The following is a 16,023-nucleotide window of genomic DNA, read 5'->3' as shown; positions in this document are numbered from 1 at the left end:
TGCTTTCCTGGTTCGAATTCTTCGCTGAAAATAGAAAAATGGCATGGATTTTAAGCAGAAAACAACTAAAAGTTATATAAAAAAGTACATTTATCTCATTTAAATATTTAGATGAGGATGTGGCAAACGTTTGCTTTTCTCTTTCGGTCAGCTAAAATGCCCGCTTTGCTACCACGGGATTGTTTTCGATGTCTGTTTCCACCCTCGAGTCAGAAAATGCGCAACCGGTTGCGCAGACTCAAAACAGCGAACTGATTTACCGTCTTGAAGATCGTCCGCCGCTTCCTCAAACTCTGTTTGCCGCCTGTCAGCATTTGCTGGCGATGTTCGTTGCGGTGATCACGCCAGCGCTATTAATCTGCCAGGCGCTGGGTTTACCGGCACAAGACACGCAACACATTATTAGTATGTCGCTGTTTGCCTCCGGTGTGGCATCGATTATTCAAATTAAGGCCTGGGGTCCGGTTGGCTCCGGGTTGTTGTCTATTCAGGGCACCAGCTTCAACTTTGTTGCTCCGCTGATTATGGGCGGCACAGCGCTGAAGACCGGTGGTGCTGATGTTCCTACCATGATGGCAGCTTTGTTCGGCACGTTGATGCTGGCAAGTTGTACCGAGATGGTGATCTCCCGCGTTCTGCATCTGGCGCGCCGCATTATTACGCCGCTGGTTTCTGGCGTTGTGGTGATGATTATCGGCCTGTCGCTAATTCAGGTTGGACTGACCTCCATTGGCGGCGGTTACGCAGCCATGAGCGATAACACCTTCGGCGCACCGAAAAATCTGCTGCTGGCAGGCGTGGTCTTAGCCTTAATTATCCTGCTTAACCGTCAACGTAACCCTTACTTACGCGTGGCCTCACTGGTGATTGCGATGGCGGCCGGATATGCGCTGGCGTGGTTTATGGGCATGTTGCCAGAAAGCAACGAACCGATGACACAAGAACTGATTATGGTGCCAACGCCGCTCTATTACGGTCTTGGCATTGAATGGAGTCTGCTGCTGCCGCTGATGCTGGTCTTTATGATCACTTCGCTGGAAACCATTGGCGATATCACGGCGACCTCTGACGTTTCCGAACAGCCAGTGTCCGGTCCGCTGTACATGAAACGCCTGAAAGGCGGCGTACTGGCAAACGGCCTGAACTCGTTTGTCTCGGCGGTATTTAATACCTTCCCGAACTCCTGCTTCGGGCAGAACAACGGGGTGATCCAGTTAACCGGTGTTGCCAGCCGCTATGTCGGTTTTGTCGTCGCGCTGATGTTGATCGTGCTGGGTCTGTTCCCGGCAGTGAGCGGTTTTGTACAACACATTCCAGAACCGGTTCTGGGCGGCGCAACGCTTGTAATGTTTGGCACCATCGCCGCCTCCGGTGTGCGTATCGTTTCTCGTGAGCCGCTGAACCGCCGGGCGATTCTGATTATCGCGCTGTCGCTGGCGGTCGGTCTGGGCGTGTCTCAGCAGCCGCTGATTTTGCAGTTTGCCCCTGAATGGCTGAAAAACCTGCTCTCCTCCGGGATTGCCGCGGGCGGTATTACTGCCATCGTGCTGAATCTGATTTTCCCACCAGAAAAACAGTAATTCACTGGCGGCGGTAAGATAATTACCGCCGCAGTCTCACCTCTTTCACCATTCCCGCCTTGAGGATTGCGCGTAAATCGTGCATAACTCCCTTATGTGCATTTCACGGGATGGAAGACCATGAAATTTATTGGGAAGCTGCTTCTCTACATTCTCATCGCTCTGTTAGTGGTGATCGCTGGCCTCTATTTTCTTCTGCAAACTCGCTGGGGAGCAGAACATATCAGCGCATGGGTTTCCGAGAATAGCGACTATCATCTGGCCTTCGGGGCGATGGATCACCGTTTTTCCGCGCCATCTCATATCGTGCTGAAGAACGTCACGTTTGGCCGTGATGGCCAGCCCGCGACCCTGGTAGCAAAAAGTGTCGACATTGCGCTAAGCAGTCGGCAACTGACCGAACCACGCCATGTCGATACCATCCTGCTGGAAAACGGGACGCTGAATCTCACCGACCAGACCGCGCCGCTACCGTTCAAAGCCGATCGTCTGCAACTGCGTGATATGGCGTTTAATAGCCCGAATAGCGAATGGAAACTGAGCGCGCAGCGGGTAAATGGCGGCGTGGTTCCGTGGTCACCAGAAGCCGGTAAAGTGCTGGGTACGAAGGCACAGATTCAGTTTAGTGCCGGATCGCTTTCGCTCAATGATGTTCCTGCCACCAATGTACTGATTGAAGGCAGTATTGATAACGATCGCGTTACGCTGACTAACCTGGGTGCCGACATCGCCCGCGGGACATTAACCGGAAACGCGCAGCGTAACGCTGACGGCAGCTGGCAAGTGGAAAACCTGCGCATGGCGGATATCCGTCTACAAAGCGAAAAATCGCTAACCGACTTCTTTGCACCATTACGCTCTGTCCCGTCGTTGCAGATTGGTCGCCTGGAAGTCATCGACGCTCGTTTGCAAGGTCCGGACTGGGCGGTGGCCGACCTCGATCTCAGCTTGCGCAACATGACCTTCAGTAAAGATGACTGGCAGACACAGGAAGGTAAACTGTCGATGAACGCCAGCGAGTTTATTTATGGCTCGCTGCATTTATTTGATCCGATTATAAACGCGGAATTTTCCCCGCAGGGCGTAGCACTGCGCCAGTTCACCAGCCGCTGGGAAGGGGGTATCGTCAGAACGTCAGGAAACTGGCAACGCGACGGGAAAACGCTGATCCTCGATGATGCGGCAATTGCCGGACTGGAATATACCTTGCCCAAAAACTGGCAACAGTTGTGGATGGAAACGACACCCGGTTGGTTAAACAGCCTGCAACTGAAGAGATTTAGCGCCAGCCGCAATCTGATCATTGATATCGACCCTGACTTCCCGTGGCAGCTCACCGCGCTCGATGGTTACGGTGCCAATCTGACGCTGGTTACCGATCATAAATGGGGCGTCTGGAGTGGCTCGGCGAATCTGAATGCCGCCGCCGCAACGTTTAATCGTGTTGATGTCCGTCGTCCGTCGCTGGCGCTAACTGCCAACAGCAGCACGGTGAATATCAGCGAACTGAGTGCATTTACTGAAAAAGGCATTCTGGAAGCCACCGCCAGTGTTTCACAAACGCCACAACGTCAGACCCATATCAGCCTGAATGGACGCGGTGTGCCGGTGAATATTTTGCAACATTGGGGATGGCCTGAATTACCGTTGACTGGCGACGGCAATATTCAGCTTACCGCCAGTGGCGATATTCAGGTCAATGTCCCGCTGAAACCTACGGTTAGCGGGCAATTGCATGCCGTGAATGCCGCAAAGCAGCAAGTGACTCAAACCATGAATGCGGGCGTAGTTTCCAGTGGTGAAGTTACGTCGACGGAGCCGGTGCAGTAAAAATAAGGACGCTAGCGGATATCAGCGCTAGCGTTCCCCGTTATTAGCGCAAAATTCCATACTCACCGCACAATAACCATTTCACCGGTTCATCTTCTTCTATCGCCGGAAAACGTCCTCCCGGCTCAAGAAAATAATTATCGTGTTGGTCATCATTTACCATCGAGATTTCCCAGCCGAGAACAAACGCTTTTTCCGCCCAGAAGCGATGATACAGACGCGGCGGCAGGCAAATGCCCTGCCCCGGCTTTAGCACCAGCGTTTCACCAGGTTTCATGGTACGCCGCTGACCATCAACACTCACGGTAATGACTCGTTGATCATCACAGAGATTGGCTTCGTTGGCCCAGGCCAACTGCATGCATAAGTCTCCACCGCCCCGATTGAGGATATCTTCCATTTTGTGGGTGTGAAAATGCCAGGGAGTCTGCTGATCTTGTTGGATCTGCAACATTTTCTCAGCATACGGTTTTGGATATGCCGCCGACCCCAGCGCGCCGTTGCGCATCGTTAGCAGTGTTAGTCCCGTTTGGTTGAAATCACCACGACCAAAATCGGTGATATCCCAACCGAGCTGTAAGTCGACCACTTCTTGCCAGTTATCCCGTTCCCGCTGCAGCCAGTCATCCACCGTAAAATAGGCGAACTCTGGCAAACAAACGCGGAAGGTCTGCGCAATGGCATGTGCTTTATCAATAACATAATTAATTTGTGAACGTTTCATTGGCTTCTCCGTTGCGCATAGCAAGCCAGGCAGCGCCACGCATTCCGCTACTGTCGCCGTGCTGTGCTTTTACAATGGGAGTGGTGAATTGATCGGTGAAAACCAGTGGAGCGACTTCTGCGTTCAGATCGGTGATAAGCAGTTCCACATTCGAAAGCCCGCCGCCGATCACAATCACGCCAGGGTCAACAACGTTAACGATGGTTGCCAGCGTGCGGGCAAGCTGTTGGCGAAAACGTGCCACCTGCTGCATGGCACAAGCATCACCACGTTGTGCCAGGGTGACAATCGCCGCAGGAGTGAGCAAGTTACCAGTCATCTGTTGATAGCGTTCACTAAAACCGCTGCCGGAAACAAACGACTCCACGCAGTTGTGTTTGCCGCAATAGCAACTGACTGATGGACCATCTTCCTGCTCCGTATAGCCTGGCAACGTGATATGACCGCATTCGGCAGCATTTCCCCAGGCCCCTATAAACGGTCGTTGCTTGATGGCAATGCCACCGCCGCAGCCCGTACCAAGCGTAATACCAAATACCACGTCATAATCTTGCCCGGCACCGTCGCAAGCTTCTGATAGCGCGAAACAGTTACCATCATTGGCTATCACCACCGGTTGCCCAAGCAATTGCTGCAAATCAGCCTGTAACGCATGACCGTTAATCACCTGAATATTCGCGTTTTTAATCAGGCCAGTGAGTGGCGAGATACTGCCGGGTAAGGCGATCCCTGTCAGCATCGGTCGTTGAACGTCCCGCCTAATCTGCTCGATAAGCGCCACAACGCATGAGACAAATTGTTGATATGTCGACTTTTGCGTCGGGCAGCGGTAACGGCGAATCTCCCAGCCATGCGCATCCATGACAACGGCGGCGATTTTGGTCCCACCAATATCCAACCCCAGATAGTGCATATCTCGTTCCTTGTTGCGTAAAAGGCGGGTCACCCCGCCCTTCTGGCTTAGTACAGTGATGCTTTACCGAGCGAACCGAACAGTTTCATTTTGTGGCGAATGACTTCCCGCGCCGCGTTAATCGCATCCGGATAGATGACGTTCGGGTCCCACCAGCTCTCTTTAGCGAGAATTTCACGCACTTTCTGGAAATAGGCGTATTTCATATCGCTGGAGATATTGATTTTGCCGACGCCGAGCGTAACTGATTCAGCAATCTCCGCGTCCGGGTTTGCCGAACCACCGTGTAGCACCAGCGGAATATCAATACGTCCGGCAATGTCGCGCAAAATGTCCATTTGCAGCTTCGGCTGCATCCCTTTTGGATAGATGCCATGCGCTGTACCAATCGCCACAGCCAGTGTGTCGGCACCTGTACGAGCAATAAAATCGGCGGCCTGCGCCGGATCTGTGTAGGTCACTTGTGAAACACCACCTTCTACCGACGTTCCTGTTTGTCCGATGGTTCCCAGTTCACCCTCAACCGACACGCCAACCGCGTGAGCGAGGCGAACCACTTCTGCGGTCAGCGCCACGTTTTCTTCATACGGCAGCAGCGAACCGTCGATCATTACTGAGGTAAATCCGCAGCGAATCGCACGCAAAACATGCTCTACAGAGGCACCATGATCGAGGTGCAGTACAAACGGGACCGGACTACGCTGGGTAATTTCGCGAACGTGAGCGAAAAAGGCATCGCCCACAAAATCATGTTCGCTGGGATGGATGGCAATAATCGCCGGAGTATTTGTCGCTTCTGCTTCATCCACGACTGCGCGAAGGAAACAGTTATCCGCCACATTAAATGCGCCAATGGCAAAGCCGTGCTGGCGGGTAGGTTGCAGTAATTCTTTCATCGAAACTAACATGTTAAATCTCCAGTTTCAGCGTGTAGTCCGCCCTGCCGGTGCGTTATTGCACTGGCATAAAGGCCATGACAGAAAATGAATCAGGCTTTGCCGATAGCGCCGCTCGCCTGTAAATACGGTGTAATCGCTTCTTCGAAGGCCAGTTCCATAGCTTTCAGCGCGTCCACCAGTTCAATGGATATATCGTGACAGAGGGTATGCAGGAGCGCGGATTTCCCCCGTTCAAAAATGGCCGCCCCCACGTTGATTTTTGCTACCCCCAGAGTCGTACAGAGCTGGAGCTGATCGAACGGCGTACCGCTACCGCCATGTAATGCCAGAGGCACGCTCGAGCAGTGGAAAATCTCCGCCAGACGCTGAAAATCAATAGCAGGTACAACGCCAGGCGCGTACATGCCGTGCGCCGTGCCTACCGAGACGGCCAGTAGATCAATGCCTGTCTGCGCGATAAACGGTTCCACATCAGTGGGTTGCGTCATCAGGTCTGCATTGGCGGCCTGGTCGTAACGCGGCGCATCTGCCAGATGGCCCAGTTCGCCTTCCACGCAGAGCTGCGCGCTGGCGGCGAGTTCCACCACCGCCCTGGTCTGGCGCACGTTTTCCTCCAGGGGAAAAGCAGAAGCATCAATCATTAATCCGCTGAAACCAGCACGAAACGCCTGACGAATACAGTCCGGATTTTTGCCATGATCAAGCGCCAGAGCGACCGGTACTGAGGCAGATTCCGCGAGCGTTTTAACCACTGCCGCCGCGACGGGTGCAGGAAAATGCGCCAGATGCCCCTGATAGAGATTGAGAATGATCGGAGCGCGATTCTTCTCCGCCACGCGGATAGCTGCGTGAGCACTTTCCAGATTCATACAGTTGATCGCCAGCAAGGCGTAATGTTCATGCCAGGCTTTCATCACCATACTTTTCATATCGGCAAACATAGGGCCTCCGGTTATTCGAGGGTGAAAGTGATCTCTTCATCTTTCAGCTTTTGATCGCTCAGTTCGTCAAACTCTTCGTCGCGTTCCGTTACCGGTTTCTTCCAGAGTGAAAGCATCACGCCACAAATCACCGTGCCTATACCCAGCGCCAGGCAAAACAGCAGAGGATGGGTGAACAGAGGCACAACAAACATGCCGCCATGCGGAACCGGACTCTCCACGCCCCACACCATGATTAAGCCGCCCGCGACCGCCGATGCCACCACACAAGATCCCACTACTCGCAGTAGGTCACGCGCGGCGATCGGAATGACTCCTTCAGTAATCATGCAGATCCCCATCGGAAACGCGGCTTTCAGCGCCTCGCGCTCCGCACGGGTGTATTTATGGCGTGTCAGTAAGAACGAAAGTGTGATGCCAAACGGAGGGATGATTGAGCCGACAAATTTCACGGCTTCTGGTCCGTAGACGCCACTGACCAGCAAGCCATCGGAAAACAGCGACATGGTTTTGTTGACCGGACCACCGAAATCGAAGGTTGCCATCGCGCCAAGTATGGCCCCCATCAGGAAGCGCGATCCGCCCTGCATCGACTCGAGCAAATGAATCAGTGCTTCTTGTAACCAGGCGATGGGTTTACCAATCAGCGTCATCATTAACAGCCCACCGATAATGGTGCTTAATACCGGCAACACCATGATTGGCATGAGTCCTTGCATCGACTGCGGCAGGCGGATATAGCGTTTAAGTAGCAAAATGGTGTAGCCCACCAGGAAACCACCCAACATACCGCCAATAAATCCGGTATGGATTTGCCCACAGAGAAAGCCGACAATCAGGCCCGGGGCAAATCCGGGACGATCGGCAATAGAATAGGCAATTGCCGCGCTAATCAGCGGCACAATCAGCCCCATTCCCCAGCCGCCAATCTGATTAAGCATCCACGGGATTGTTCCTGTTTTTTCACCAACATCTGTACCGCCAAGAACTTGCCCCAACGCAATACATATCCCGGCGGCCACAATAAGGGGTATCATCCACGAGATGCCGGTTAATAAATGTTTTTTAATTTCCTGTGAAACCGTAATTTTATTTTCTTTCATATTAAGATCCCTCCAGTATAAGGATCATTTGTTTCCCAGTGATTTTTCGACCTTTTCAAGAAATTGAACGGGCGACTTAATGACGATCTCTGTCTTTACTCGCACAATACGTTTATTGGTGAAGCGTTCTTCTCCTTTTATTTTCACATCTACAGCAAGAATCACGACGTCAGCAGCAGAGATATCTGCCGCCTGTAATTCATTTTCTGTACCAATGGTTCCCTGGGTTTCAACTTTAATGGTATGGCCCAGAGCTTTTGCTCCTTTGATTAACTTTTCACGAGCAATATAGGTATGAGCAATACCCGCCGTACAGGCGGCAACACAGACAATATTCATGACATACTCCCTGTTATTTAGCAGACATCGGATTGTGCATACTGACTAAAGAGATCAATGATTTTTTGCGGACTCGTCTCAACTAACAATTGTTCTATGATGTCATCATCCGCCAGCGCGCCCGCGACCTGGGAAAGTAAACGGATATGGGTGGTATTTTGATCTTCAAGACGTACCGCAAATAAAATAATACAGCGCACGCTACTGCCATCCAGCGTTTCCCAGGGAATATCCTGGCGGGTACGGCCAATTGCCAGCGTAGTATTAATCACAGCTGAAGATTTACCATGCGGGATCGCAATATGATTTTCAAAACCAGTCGAGCCTTCCGCTTCGCGCTGCCAGACATCTTTAATAAAGGTTTCCCGACAATCGATCGCACCATCTTTTTTGAGAAGATTAGTTAATTCTTCAATCGCCTCCGCTTTATTCGTCGCTTGCATATCTAAAATAACGCGATTCGTATTCAGGATTTTTGTTATGTCCATTCGTCATACCTCATAAAATTCTGACATTAAATTTCAACGACCCGAGACGTCGCATGATGTAATTTTTCCGTAATCACCATTTCAGTGACCCGCTTAATATCGGCATCATTAAAAAAAGCGGTAACATAAGCGACCGGCATAGTGACTGTAGGCAAATTAATGGTCGAAATAATCAGTTCGATATTGTCAGGCAAAACCTGTGATAAATTCGCTGCTGAAATAACATCAACAATCGTCCATTCAGGAAATGCTCGCAGAATACGGCTTTTCAGTAGATGCGAAGTTCCGATTCCGGTTGAACAGACCAGTAATACGCGTTTACGGGCAATTTGCCGTTCCATCGCAGCCTGAAAATGAACGGTCAGGTAATCCACTTCATCCTCGCTCACCGCATTCTCACCCCAGGTTTTAAATACCTGATTCACCACATATTGCGTCAACCGCCAGACATCCGCTAATTCTGCTTTAATATCTTCCAGCAATGGATTACGGATATGAATACGATAATTTAGTCGGTTAATCAGCGGTTTAATATGCACCAATAAGCCATCATATAATGCGCTGTCTTCACTAAAATCGCAGTCCACGATGTCACTGAATACCGTAATTAAACGCCAGGTAATCAGACGCGCTTCATTGCTGGCCTGCATATGTGAAATAATGCTAACATCTTTTTGTCCATCAATCGCCACACCTGATGAAATGATATATTGATAAATAAACCAGACTTCATCATCGGGCAATGTATGTGCAATTCGTTGTTCTATCTTATGAATCATCTGACTGGCAACATTAAAGATATTTTCATCATATTGCCTGGTTTGATCTTCTTCTCTTGATAACGCATTCCCGTGCGTGTTGCGATACATCATAATAAGGATATGAGTAAAAATGTTAACGTAATAAGGTTCTCCCAAAGACCAACTTAATTCATTTTCCATATCCAGTAACAATGACTGGACAAATAACACTTCTTCCTCTCCAAAATAATGGACTAATGCTTTATAGCTTCCGGGATCCAGACGTGAATACACGACACCTTGCGGCTCATTATGGTTAATAATGCCGTTAATCAGTAATGCCATTGCCTGTCGGACTTGCCCTTCACTACCTTCAATATGCGTACCACTTGGGCTGCGGATCAACGATAACCCCAACGGCGCAAGCCAGGACTCAATTACTCTCAGGTCATTAACAATAGAGGCTCCGCTGATAAAATAGCGTTCTGACAATTTACTGATCGACGTTTCATTCGGTGTTTCACTTAATAACTGCGACGCTATTTTAACGCGCCTGGCATTATTCATTACACCATCAATCTCTTCACATTCTGCCACCAACAAATGATCAAGATGCAGCAAATCAGCAATATTCTCCGCGCTTAACATCACACCCGCGCCAGCACGCTTCTCAACATTTATTCTCCATTGTCCCAGCCATTGCTCAAGTAAACGTAAATCACGTTGAATGGTTTTTTCCGAAACATTTAAATAGCCGGCAATCGTAACAATAGTCGTATATTCCCTTCGAGGTAAAAGGAATCGTAATAATCTGTTTTGTCGCGAGGTAATCATTTGCATTTTTTACCCTTATCACAGATTAAGAAGCCCCATATGGAAGAGCTTCAGTTGCCATCTCTGAGGGTAAATATAAAGCAGAATAATTTCACAACAATACTAAAATCTGTCCGTAATCCGGACAGTGATAAAACAAAGCAAGGCGGTTAAGGGATATTTTTCAGCACAGATCACATTTTCGTGATGAATAATCGTGATCATGCTCGCAAATACGATGGAAGAAATATTTATTACCAGATGTGAGATTATTTACCGGATACGACACAAAACCATTCGTATCCGGCATTCTTCAATAGATTACAACGTAATTGTCAGCGCATTCCCTTGAGGAGTCACCACCAGTCCCTGCTCACTTTCAGCCTGCGAACCGCCTTGCAGACCATTTACTTTCACAATATTGCGCAAGCACAGTGTCCAGTTCTTCGCCTCGCCCGTACCAGTCACAGTAATCGTGTTGCCAGTACGTGCTGCTTTTAAAGTAAAGATCACCGAACCGTCAGCAGTGGGCACTTCACAGACGGCTTCATGCCCGTCTTGCAGATTAAAGAGGTGGAATGCCGTACCTTCGTGCCACGCGTAATCGGGACGTTGATCGTTGTTGCCCAGCGCCAGTAGGGTGCTATCACGCACATAAACGGGCAGACTCAGGAAGCTGTGCTGCTGTTTATGCCAGCGACTACCGTCGAGTTCATCGTTGTGCCACAGGTGTGTCCAGCGACCTTCCGGCAGGTAGAACTGCACATCGCCCGCTTCAGTGAACACAGGCGCAACCATCACGTTGTCGCCTAACATGTATTGACGGTCAAGGTAATCACAAGCCGGATCGTCCGGGAACTCCATCATCATGGCCCGCATCATCGGCGTACCCCGGGCGTTTGCACGTGCAGCTTCACGATACAGATACGGCATCATGCGGCATTTCAGTTGCGTGAAGAAGCGCACCACATCACAGGACTCATCATCGTAGGCCCACGGCACACGATAAGATTTGCTGCCATGTAAACGGCTATGGCTGGAGAGCAAACCAAACGCGCACCAGCGTTTGTAAACGTGCGCCGGAGCGGTATTTTCAAAGCCGCCGATATCGTGGCTCCAGAAGCCAAAACCTGAAAGGCCAATAGACAAACCACCGCGCAGGCTTTCCGCCATTGATTCGTAGTTAGCGTAACAGTCGCCACCCCAGTGTACCGGAAATTTCTGCGCACCAACGGAGGCCGAGCGGGCAAACAAGACGGCTTCTTCCTCACCAACGGTGTCCTTGAGCACGTTCCACACCAGTTCGTTGTAGATGTATGCATAATGGTTATGCATTTTCTGCGGATCGGAACCATCAAACCATTGAACATCGGTTGGAATACGTTCGCCAAAGTCGGTCTTAAAGCAATCAACGCCCATCGCGACCAGACCTTTCAGTTTGTCGGCGTACCATTTGCAGGCATCCGGATTGGTAAAGTCATAAATCGCCAGACCTGGCTGCCATTTATCCCACTGCCACAGCGAACCGTCCGGGCGTTTGAGTAAATAACCTTTCTCTTGTAACTCTTTAAAGACGGGGGATTTTTGCCCAATATAGGGGTTAATCCAGACGCAGATTTTCAGCCCTTTCGCTTTCAGGCGGCGGATCATCCCTTCCGGGTCCGGAAAAGTCAGCGGATCCCACTCAAAATCGCACCACTGGAAGGCTTTCATCCAGAAACAGTCAAAGTGGAAAACATGCAGCGGCAGATTGCGTTCCGCCATACCATCGATAAAGCTGTTTACCGTCGCTTCGTCGTAGTTGGTGGTAAATGAAGTGGTTAGCCACAGACCGAAGGACCACGCGGGCGGCAGCGCCGGACGGCCAGTAAAACGGGTATAACGATCAAGTACCGCTTTAGGCGTCGGGCCGTCGATAACAAAGTATTCGAGATATTCACTCTCAACGCTGAACTGTACTTTGGAGACTTTCTCCGATCCCACTTCAAAAGAGACACATTGGGGATGATTGACCAGTACCCCATAACCACGGTTAGTCACATAAAACGGGATATTTTTATACGCCTGTTCAGTACTTGTGCCGCCGTCCCGGTTCCAGGTTTCTACCGTCTGACCATTGCGCACCAGGGCAGTAAAGCGCTCTCCCAGGCCGTAAACTGTTTCGCCAACGCCAAGATCCAGCCGTTCAAACATATAATTTCGTTGATTATTCGTGTCCTGCACGTAGCCATTATTTTTCACCTGACTACCGGTAATACGTTCGCCGTTGCGCAGAAAATCCAGTGACCAGAACTCACCTTTGCTGACACGCGCACTTAAGTTGCCACTTTTAAACTCAGCGTAACGTTCTGTGTTTTCGATAGTGACCTTCACGTCCTGCAAAATATTGAGCGGGTAATGAGGACCGTTATTCAGCGCCCCCTGAAAATGCTCAATCCGTACACCGACAATACCTTCCTGTGGGGAGAAAAAGCGCAGCGTAAATAAAGGCGTATCAAGCTGCCAGGTACGTTCACGCACATCACGAGGGGCAGCATAGACCACCATTTCATTACCCTGCTGTTCAACCTCGAACACCTGAAGCGGGTGAATCAAATTGAGGCCAGGTTGAATCAACCAGTTTCCGTCGCTAATTTTCATTGCCGTTCCTTAGTTCTGCACTTCTTGAGAGGTGAATTGTTGCTGGCAACGGCGTTTGCCCTGCGCCAGCTGTTCCATAACGGTTTTCAGATTGTGCGTCGTGAGCGAGTAGTAGCGTTTAGCGATAATCGCGCTCAGCAAGTAACAGATCGCCGGAACAATCGTGAATAGCGCGATAATGATGCTAATTGTGGCGCTGTTCTGCGCTTTTTCTGCCGCATCATATCCGCCATAAGCCAGCATCCAGCCGATAAGGGCACCACCGAAGGCCAACCCCAGTTTGAGCACAAACAGCGTGCCAGCAAAACTGATCCCGGTCAGGCGTTTACCATTACACCACTCGCCGTAGTCGACGGTATCGGACATCATTACCCACTGGATAGGTGTCACCAGTTGATGCAACACACCAATCACGAAGATGAAGACAAACATGGTGATGCTGGCCTGCATAGGAACAAAGAACATCGCGAGGCTAATCACTGCCAGCAGGGCGTTCGTCCACCAGAAGATAGTGACTTTACATTTCCAGTCGGTCAGCGGTTTTGCCAGTGCGGAACCAATCAGGTTACCCACGCAATAAGTGGTGAGAAAAGCAACAAATACTTCCGGCGTACCCAAAATCCATGTGACGTAATACATCATCGCCCCACCACGTACGCACACCGCCAGGATATTGAAAATGGTCAGGAAACCGACAATACGCCACTGGTCGTTTTGCCAGATATCACGTAAATCATCCCGCATAGACGTCGTTGTAGGTGGTGCTTCAACGCGTTCTTTAGTGGTGAAGAAACAGAATGCCAGCATCATAAATGCCACCACGGAAAGGACCGCGATACCGCCCTGGAAACCGAGTGGTTTATTATCACCACCAATTAAATTAACCAGTGGCATCATCAGAACAGTAGAGAGCATGCCTCCCGCGGTCGCCAGCACAAAACGCCAGGATTGCAGCGAGATACGCTGAGTCGGGTCATTGGTGATTACACCACCCAATGCGCAGTAAGGGATATTGACGATGGTATAAAGTAAGGTAAGTAGGGTGTAAGTAATTGCTGCATAAATCATTTTTCCGTTCATACTGAGATCTGGCGTGCTATAGGCTAGTACACAGACGATCCCGAATGGCAGTGCACCAAACAGTACCCACGGCCGAAATTTACCCCAGCGAGAGCGCGTTCGATCGGCCAACAATCCCATGCAAGGATCGGAAATCGCATCCAGTGCACGAGCGACCAAAAACATGGTTCCGACAAATCCGGCAGGAATGCCAAAAATATCGGTATAAAAGAACATCATATATAACATTACGTTATCGAAAATAATGTGGCTGGCGGCGTCTCCCATGCCATAACCAATTTTCTCTTTAACGGACAACACTTCACTCTTCATCTGCTTTTCCTTGATGCTATAGGGGTGCTGAGACCGATAACGCATTTTGTAAACCATCCCTGCGAGAGCGAATATTCCGATATCTGGTTATTAATTTATGATTCTTGTTTTATGTGATCGTGGTAGCGTTAATTTCGCTCATATATCATTGTAAAATATGAGTTTTATATGAACTATAATGCTTTCGTGATAATACGCTGCGTGTATTAGGCGGAAAAAACTGATCTGGGGGATGTAGAAACTCAAGGAAGTAGCTATAATGCGCCCCGCCTCCATGTAGCAATCGAGGCGCGGAAGATCGTCGTCTCCGGTGAGGCGGCTGGACTTCAAATCCAGTTGGGGCCGCCAGCGGTCCCGGGCAGGTTCGACTCCTGTGATCTTCCGCCAAAATGCCTCTCCTGAACTCTCCCGACGTCAACAACACTCCTTCGGAGGCAACATGTCAGACAAAGACTTAACCCAGCCCCCAGCAGGCGAGTTTATTATGTTTGCCAGCGGTGACGGAAGAGTGCGTGTTGAATGTCGCTTTGAGTCAGACACAATCTGGTTATCCCAGGCGGCAATGGCTGAACTGTACGATAAAGATGTTCGCACTATTAACGAACATTTAATCAATATATTTTCCGAAGGTGAACTTGTTCAAAACTCAACCATCCGGAAATTCCGGATAGTTCGCCAGGAAGGAAAACGTCAGGTTTCCAGAGAGATAGACCATTACAACCTCGAAGCCATTCTCGCTGTCGGCTATCGCGTTCGCTCGCCTCGAGGCACGCAATTCCGCCAGTGGGCCACCCAGACGCTTCAGGAATACCTGATCAAAGGTTTTGTGATGGACGATGAGCGGCTGAAGAATCCGCCTGTCGGTTCATCGGTTGTGCCCGACTATTTTGATGAGATGCTTGAACGCATCCGCGATATTCGCGCCAGCGAGCGTCGGGTATATTTGCGGGTGCGGGAGATCTTTGCTTTAGCTGCCGACTATCAGCCATCGCTTAAAGAAACCACGCAATTTTTTCAAACCATCCAGAATAAACTGCATTTTGCCTGTACCGGGCATACCGCTGCGGAACTCATCCACAAACGAGCAGATGCCAGCCAGCCGCACATGGGCTTGACCAGTTATAAAGGTGAAGAGGTACGTAAGGGCGACGTGACGGTGGCAAAAAATTATCTCACCCAGGATGAGGTCAGCGAACTTAATCGCGTGGTTAATATGTGGCTGGACTTTGCCGAGGATCAGGCCCGTCGTCGTCAGCAAGTCTTTTTGCGCGACTGGCAGGATAAGCTGGATCAGTTCCTGCAATTTAACGACCGAGAGGTTCTACAGGGCGCTGGTAAAATCAGCAAGAAAATGGCCGATGAAAAAGCGCAGGCGGAGTATGTTCAGTTTGCCGAACAACAACGGCGCTTAAAAGAAGCCGAAGGCGAGAAGGATATCGCTGGTTTGCTACAGTGGAATAAAGAGTCGAAAAAGTAGCCCGGAATCCCCCCAAACGCCATACGCAAAACCATTTGGGGGTACTTATGGGGTTACTCATTTATCAAGTTCAAAATATAAACATTAAATCAATAACTTAACCATCAAATGCGACTCCTGTGATCGCCAAAATGCCTCTTCAGT

The 16,023-nt window shown here is 50.0% G+C and carries 13 protein-coding genes and 1 tRNA gene; 4 read left to right on the top strand and 10 right to left on the bottom strand.

Annotated features, from left to right (window positions below):
* Positions 1-188: 188 nt before the first annotated feature.
* Together xanP and ACJHX4_RS09540 are read left to right on the top strand one after the other, a co-directional pair.
* Positions 189-1,580 carry a xanthine/proton symporter XanP gene (xanP, locus tag ACJHX4_RS09545; RefSeq protein ID WP_001295238.1) on the top strand — a complete coding sequence of 464 codons (1,392 nt, stop codon included), beginning with the start codon at positions 189-191 and terminating at the stop codon, positions 1,578-1,580.
* A gap of 120 nt (positions 1,581-1,700) precedes the next feature.
* The gene (locus tag ACJHX4_RS09540; protein WP_001532045.1) at positions 1,701-3,410 is read left to right on the top strand and encodes an AsmA family protein; all 1,710 of its coding nucleotides are present in this window, start codon (positions 1,701-1,703) and stop codon (positions 3,408-3,410) included.
* A 43-nt stretch (positions 3,411-3,453) separates the two neighbouring features.
* Here ACJHX4_RS09540 and ACJHX4_RS09535 read toward each other — a convergent pair whose 3' ends face one another.
* From ACJHX4_RS09535 to ACJHX4_RS09490, 10 genes are all read right to left on the bottom strand, one after another.
* On the bottom strand, positions 3,454-4,134 hold the full coding sequence (locus tag ACJHX4_RS09535; RefSeq protein ID WP_001296536.1) for a D-lyxose/D-mannose family sugar isomerase: 681 nt from the start codon (positions 4,132-4,134) through the stop codon (positions 3,454-3,456).
* Positions 4,115-5,047: an ROK family protein gene (locus tag ACJHX4_RS09530; protein ID WP_000559088.1), complete on the bottom strand. Its 933-nt coding sequence runs from the start codon at positions 5,045-5,047 to the stop codon at positions 4,115-4,117. The genes ACJHX4_RS09535 and ACJHX4_RS09530 overlap by 20 nt, the downstream gene beginning before the upstream one ends.
* 47 nt (positions 5,048-5,094) lie before the next feature.
* Complete coding sequence (locus ACJHX4_RS09525; protein ID WP_000961378.1) at positions 5,095-5,955, bottom strand: ketose-bisphosphate aldolase; 861 nt, start codon at positions 5,953-5,955, stop codon at positions 5,095-5,097.
* An 80-nt stretch (positions 5,956-6,035) separates the two neighbouring features.
* Entirely contained in the window at positions 6,036-6,887 is an 852-nt protein-coding gene (locus ACJHX4_RS09520) for a class II fructose-bisphosphate aldolase (protein WP_000457122.1), read from the bottom strand.
* Between the two features lie 11 nt (positions 6,888-6,898).
* On the bottom strand, positions 6,899-7,990 hold the full coding sequence (locus ACJHX4_RS09515) for a PTS fructose transporter subunit IIC (protein WP_000662206.1): 1,092 nt from the start codon (positions 7,988-7,990) through the stop codon (positions 6,899-6,901).
* Positions 7,991-8,014: 24 nt separating this feature from the next.
* Entirely contained in the window at positions 8,015-8,329 is a 315-nt protein-coding gene (locus ACJHX4_RS09510; RefSeq protein WP_001028073.1) for a PTS fructose transporter subunit IIB, read from the bottom strand.
* A gap of 17 nt (positions 8,330-8,346) precedes the next feature.
* Positions 8,347-8,817, bottom strand: coding sequence for a PTS sugar transporter subunit IIA (locus ACJHX4_RS09505; RefSeq protein ID WP_000355546.1), 471 nt, complete (start codon positions 8,815-8,817; stop codon positions 8,347-8,349).
* Positions 8,818-8,843: 26 nt separating this feature from the next.
* Positions 8,844-10,397: a BglG family transcription antiterminator gene (locus ACJHX4_RS09500; RefSeq protein ID WP_001296537.1), complete on the bottom strand. Its 1,554-nt coding sequence runs from the start codon at positions 10,395-10,397 to the stop codon at positions 8,844-8,846.
* Between the two features lie 294 nt (positions 10,398-10,691).
* A complete protein-coding gene (yicI, locus tag ACJHX4_RS09495) occupies positions 10,692-13,010 on the bottom strand; it encodes an alpha-xylosidase (RefSeq protein ID WP_000702975.1) in 2,319 nt (772 codons plus the stop codon).
* 9 nt (positions 13,011-13,019) lie between these two features.
* Complete coding sequence (locus tag ACJHX4_RS09490) at positions 13,020-14,402, bottom strand: glycoside-pentoside-hexuronide family transporter (RefSeq protein WP_000834418.1); 1,383 nt, start codon at positions 14,400-14,402, stop codon at positions 13,020-13,022.
* Between the two features lie 292 nt (positions 14,403-14,694).
* Here ACJHX4_RS09490 and ACJHX4_RS09485 point away from each other — a divergent pair.
* Together ACJHX4_RS09485 and ACJHX4_RS09480 are read left to right on the top strand one after the other, a co-directional pair.
* Positions 14,695-14,789, top strand: a tRNA-Sec gene (locus ACJHX4_RS09485).
* 52 nt (positions 14,790-14,841) lie between these two features.
* Positions 14,842-15,879, top strand: a complete 1,038-nt coding sequence (locus ACJHX4_RS09480) for a virulence RhuM family protein (RefSeq protein WP_001280586.1) — start codon at positions 14,842-14,844, stop codon at positions 15,877-15,879.
* Positions 15,880-16,023 lie beyond the last annotated feature (144 nt).

The sequence above is a fragment of the Escherichia sp. WS2035 genome, assembly GCF_046487065.1.
GTDB lineage: Bacteria > Pseudomonadota > Gammaproteobacteria > Enterobacterales > Enterobacteriaceae > Escherichia > Escherichia coli.
The sequence above is the reverse complement of the archived record's forward strand: the minus strand, read 5'-3'. Positions and strand labels throughout refer to the sequence as shown.